Origin of the sequence: Photobacterium sp. OFAV2-7 (assembly GCF_022347985.1) — a bacterium.
In the GTDB taxonomy this organism is placed as follows: domain Bacteria; phylum Pseudomonadota; class Gammaproteobacteria; order Enterobacterales; family Vibrionaceae; genus Photobacterium.
This window is the reverse complement of sequence record NZ_JAKRFQ010000368.1, coordinates 1-4,767: the sequence shown is the minus strand read 5'-3', so window position 1 is coordinate 4,767 and position 4,767 is coordinate 1. Positions and strand designations below refer to the sequence as shown.

Sequence of the window (4,767 nt, the reverse complement as noted above, 5' to 3'; positions counted from 1 at the left end):
AGTTCAGCCACATTATTGAGCAAGGTGATCAGCGCTTGTTGAGAGAAGCTGTCGCAATCGAAAGGAATTAACAGCCGTTTGGCTGCGATTAGGGCGGCCTTGCTGAAGAAGTTCAGGTTCGGCGGTGTATCTATATAGATGCGATCATAGCTTTTCTCGAGCTCGTCCAGGGCATCTCGCAGCTTGTAGATTTTATAGCGTCGTTCGAGTTCAGATTCTATTTTCTCGAGCTTCGGGCTAGAAGGAATTATATCAAGGTTAGAGAAAGGCGTGGGTTGAGGAAAGTCTTTGACCGGTGTCGAGACTGAAAACCACCCGACAGTTTGATTGAGTAAGTCAGCTACCGTTGTATTGCTATCGCTGTTGATATCATAACCGAGGTAATGACTGCTGTTGCCTTGTACATCGAGATCAATCAATAACGTTCTATAGCCATTGGCCGCACTCAGGGCTGCCAAGTTTGCCGCGATGCTTGATTTTCCCACTCCACCTTTTTGATTGAATACTACCCGACGCATTGTTTCCCACCTTGGAATATGTGTAATTAGAATACGTTACCTGACGCTATTATGAGTCGCAATGCTTATTTGAGTAACTCGTGATCAGGGGGTAATAATCGTGAAATCCACAACACTAACTTGTGTTTCATGTTTGGACCATCTTCTTGATTGGTTGCGAGAGGGGTAATTTGTTTCGCCTCGACTAAAAGCCGGTAGATGCATTCAACTTTGTCTTTCGGCGAGACCGTTTTGTCGAGGTCTCCATATCCTTGCTTTTTAGCAAACGCCATGCCGAGCTCTAGAGCTTTCTTAAGCAGTTTGGCTTCATTCTTGTGTTTCTTCATTGTTTGCTCCTTGCAATACGGATTTGCTGAGTTCACACAGCAGGATGAACTTAGCGAATAGGTATTGCCGAGCTTTCATCTTAGAGCGAACAGCGCAGAAATAACAGTATGATTTTATTCAAATACTGCGCAATCGCTAATTTTGCGTCCCGAGCTTGAGCTGGCATCGCTTGAAGGTCCGTTGCCAAAATTCCACATGCTTAAGGATAGCGTCCCTGAAGCTGGCATGCAGTTCACCGGCAACATAGCTTTGATAGTAGGCATTAAAGTGGGAAGAGACGGCAGACGGAGGCTGCAATATCACTTTCAGCGGGGCTTGAATTTGACTGTATTGCGAGTCTAGCTCTGCCAGGTAGGGTTGGATATCCCCGACAAAAAAACGGTGAAAAACATTACTGAGATAGACTGCTTTTTGCTGGTTACGGTTTGCACCACAGACGATGTTTGCTTCGTTGGATTCCAACAGGTGGGTAGATGCATTTAGCCAGTCCCGGGAGCGGGCGAGCGAATATACAAGCTGGCCGAAATATCGATGGGTATAGAGCTGTTGCTGGTAATCCAACAGGCGTTCAGCTTGCTTGGGTGGAACGGTAGCGCCATCTTGAAGTGTGTTATGAATGTACAGTAAGTAACGCATAGCATCATGGTTTGCGGCAAACCCCGGATATTCAGTGAGGCCAAAAGGTTTGTGATAAATTCGCAACTGCTTTCGCCATTCCTCGCCGGTAGTCAGCATATTCCATAAATAAACGGGGAGCTGTTGCTGCTTGAGCTGGTGAAGCTCCTTAAGCTCGGGAAGAATCTCTGCATCCTGGGGAAGGGTAGCGAGACAGTGCTCTAAGCCATCCATGAATAGCAGTTCGTAGCGGAAGCGATGCGTTTTATCCTGTACTTTGCCAAGGATTGAATTTCTTTCGGCAATTAAGTGAAACAAACCGCACTTTCTTAGCTCATAGGCATCCAGTAACCCGATGCGAATGTCTTCAATGGGTAAGAGCAAATCTCGAATACCGGCCAGCTGCGGAATGTCAGTATCCGGTTTCTTTGAGGGAGAGATCTCCAGTACGTTGGCCAGGCGTTCGTTGTAGTTTTCGAGGCTATCTTCAGCCGTAGTAAATTCGCACCCTGCAAGAGCGAGTAAAGCTGCAACGACGATAGTAAAGAAGAAGGGTTTGTTTGGCATCACATAGAGTACTCGTTTTCTTCTATTATGGTGAATACCATGGAAAAAAGAAAAGGCGACTCATAGCCGCCTTACGTTGAAAATGGAATTCTTCCTATCGAAGTGACATTGCTATCTGAGCTTCGTCGTCTTGTTTATGAACCCAGTGCATGCGGGCACCCAGCATGATCGCAGCTGATGTCAGGCCGATAATGTTTCCGTACCAGAAACCATGAGGTCCCATTGGTTGGGCAATCCAGTCTGTCATTCCCAGGATATAGCCGATTGGCAGGCCGAGGACCCAATATGCAATAAAGGTACGGACAAAAATAGCTTGCATGTCTTTGTACCCGCGCAAGGCACCAGCAGCAACAACCTGAATGGCGTCGGTGCACTGGTAGACAGCTGCCAGGAAGAGCAATTGGCCTGCGAGTATCACAACATCTGGGTTATCGGTATACAGCAGGGCAATTTCTTCACGGAAAATAACCGTTAGCGCAGCAGTTGTTATCGACATCAACAGGGCGATCAGCAGCCCGCAATGGCTGGCGACTTTGGCTTCGGTTAAGTTCTTTTCACCCAGCAGATGGCCGACCCGGATACTCAGCGCTGCACCCAGGCTCATTGGAAGCATGAAGACCAATGAGGAGAAGTTAATCGCTACCTGGTGCGAGGCGACAACAATTGAGCCTAGCGGCGAGATCAGCAAGGCAATAGCAGCGAACAGTGACACTTCGAAAAACAGTGATGCCGCGACAGGAAAGCCTAGCTTGAACAATCGCAAAATGGCTTTCAATTGTGGCTTATGCCAAGTGGTGAAAAGGCCGGCAGCCTTAAGACGCTTGTTGATCAGTACATAGATCAGCATAGAGAAAAACATCAGCCAGTAGACAATGGCAGTCGCCACACCACAGCCAACACCGCCAAGCTCAGGTGCGCCGAATTTACCGTAAACAAATATCCAGTTGAGCGGAATATTGGCAGCCAGACCAATAAATCCGATAACCATGCCCGGTACCGTCATCGACAGGCCTTCAGAGAAGCTCTTCAGGGTTTGGAAGAACAGAAAAGCCGGCACGGCAAACAGAACGGCGTGCATGTAGCCTATGGTTTTTTCACCAAGCACGGGCTCAACATCCATCATATCAATGAGCATGCCTGCATTGTAAAGCACAAGCATGATCGGTATTGAGATGATCAGTGAAAGCGCAAAGCCATGCTGAACTTCGAATGGTATCTTTTCTTTTTTGCCGGAGCCATTTAGCTGGGCAACGACCGGAACAAGTGCAATCAGCAAACCAACACCAAATAGTATGGAAGGCAACCAGATACTCGCCGCTACCGAAACAGCCGCCATATCGGTCGCACTGACGCCACCGGCCATAACGGTATCGACAAACCCCATGGATGTCTGGGCGACAGAGGCAATAAGCACAGGTATTGCTAGCTTGAGTAAGTGACGTGTTTCACGCCTGTAATTATGCACAGAATGCTCCTGAAGCAGAGAAAAGTAATACAAATATACGAGGGTGGATTATAGCGCCTCGAAACGACGATACAATTGTTGTTGGAGTTATTACACCGGATTCTTTGAGTGAAGCTGGGTATCGATAACTGCTTTGCTTTTGCCAGTTTGTTTGGCTTTATAAAGCATCCTATCAGCAATGGCATAGCAGCTCAATTTTCCGGGAACGCAGCGAGTAGCGCCGATACTGGTAGTAATCACAATTGATGTGTCCTGAATCGTTAACGGCTCTTGCTCTAGCGCTTCGAAAATTTGGTCTGTCAGGAGTTTAACTTGTTCGGCGTTTCTGCCTTCGGACCAGATGGCAAACTCTTCACCGCCAATTCGGCCAATGTAGTCGCCATCTGCCAGGCAACTTTGGCAACGTTTGGCAAAGTGCTGAAGGGCGAGATCGCCGGTAACATGGCCAAAGTGATCATTTAACTGTTTGAAGTTGTCGATATCCAGAATAAGGAGCCAACCATCTGCGTCTTTGGTGGATTGTTCGAATTGCTCCCAGAAATGACGACGGTTTGCGATCCCGGTTAATTGATCGATATAGGCGAGTTCGCGTAGCTGGCGATTGGCGATACTCAGCTCTTCAGTTCGGGCTTTTACCCGTTCTTCCAGCTTTAAGTTTTGTTCCTCGAGAAGCGCATTCAGGCGTTTGGTTTCTTGCTGCTGTTGATCGAGCTGACTGATAGTTGACTCAATATGCGTGGTCATTTTGTTAAATGATTTTTCGAGTTGTCCTAGTTCATCATGGCGATCGACTACGATCTTTTTGTCCCATTTTCCCTGGCTAATTTCTTCGGCAATTTTGGTTAGCTGGCGGATAGGGGTCAATATATAGCGGGTACCTAATGAGCCGTAGTAGGTGGCAAGGGCGGTCATTAATACTGTGATAATGATGGCATAGTGTTTTGCCTGCAAAAATCCCGGAGTAAGTTCCGACAATGGAGAGTAGAGCACAATTCGCACAGTACGTTTGGGACTTAAGGGATATTCAGTATAGTAACTGACCCAGGACTGGCCCTGGTATGTAAATGGCAGCGTGGTATCAAGGTTACTGGTATTAAGGTTTCTGGTTTCAAGGTTTGCTGCATCATGGCTTTGATTATTATGCTGCTCTATCAACGGCCAGAGCTTACCAAGCGCATGTGACTGTGAAGAGCTAACGCTGAGAAGCTGGCCCTTTTGCGGGCTATGTAAAGGGTTGCTGCTTGCCAGAATTTGACCTTCTTCGTTAATGATAGC

The 4,767-nt window shown here is 47.3% G+C and carries 5 protein-coding genes; all 5 read right to left on the bottom strand.

Annotated features, from left to right (window positions below):
• The coding region (locus tag MHN01_RS16895; RefSeq protein ID WP_239412409.1) for a ParA family protein at nt 1–518 on the bottom strand (518 nt) is incomplete at its 3' end.
• Nucleotides 519–583: 65 nt separating this feature from the next.
• Nucleotides 584–844, bottom strand: coding sequence for a DUF5062 family protein (locus MHN01_RS16890; RefSeq protein ID WP_075763414.1), 261 nt, complete (start codon nt 842–844; stop codon nt 584–586).
• A gap of 136 nt (nt 845–980) precedes the next feature.
• Complete coding sequence (locus MHN01_RS16885) at nt 981–2,027, bottom strand: DUF3080 domain-containing protein (protein ID WP_239412410.1); 1,047 nt, start codon at nt 2,025–2,027, stop codon at nt 981–983.
• Between the two features lie 94 nt (nt 2,028–2,121).
• A complete protein-coding gene (locus MHN01_RS16880; protein WP_239412408.1) occupies nt 2,122–3,492 on the bottom strand; it encodes an MATE family efflux transporter in 1,371 nt (456 codons plus the stop codon).
• 90 nt (nt 3,493–3,582) lie between these two features.
• A partial coding sequence (locus tag MHN01_RS16875; RefSeq protein WP_239412407.1) for a diguanylate cyclase occupies nt 3,583–4,767 on the bottom strand: 1,185 nt, incomplete at its 5' end.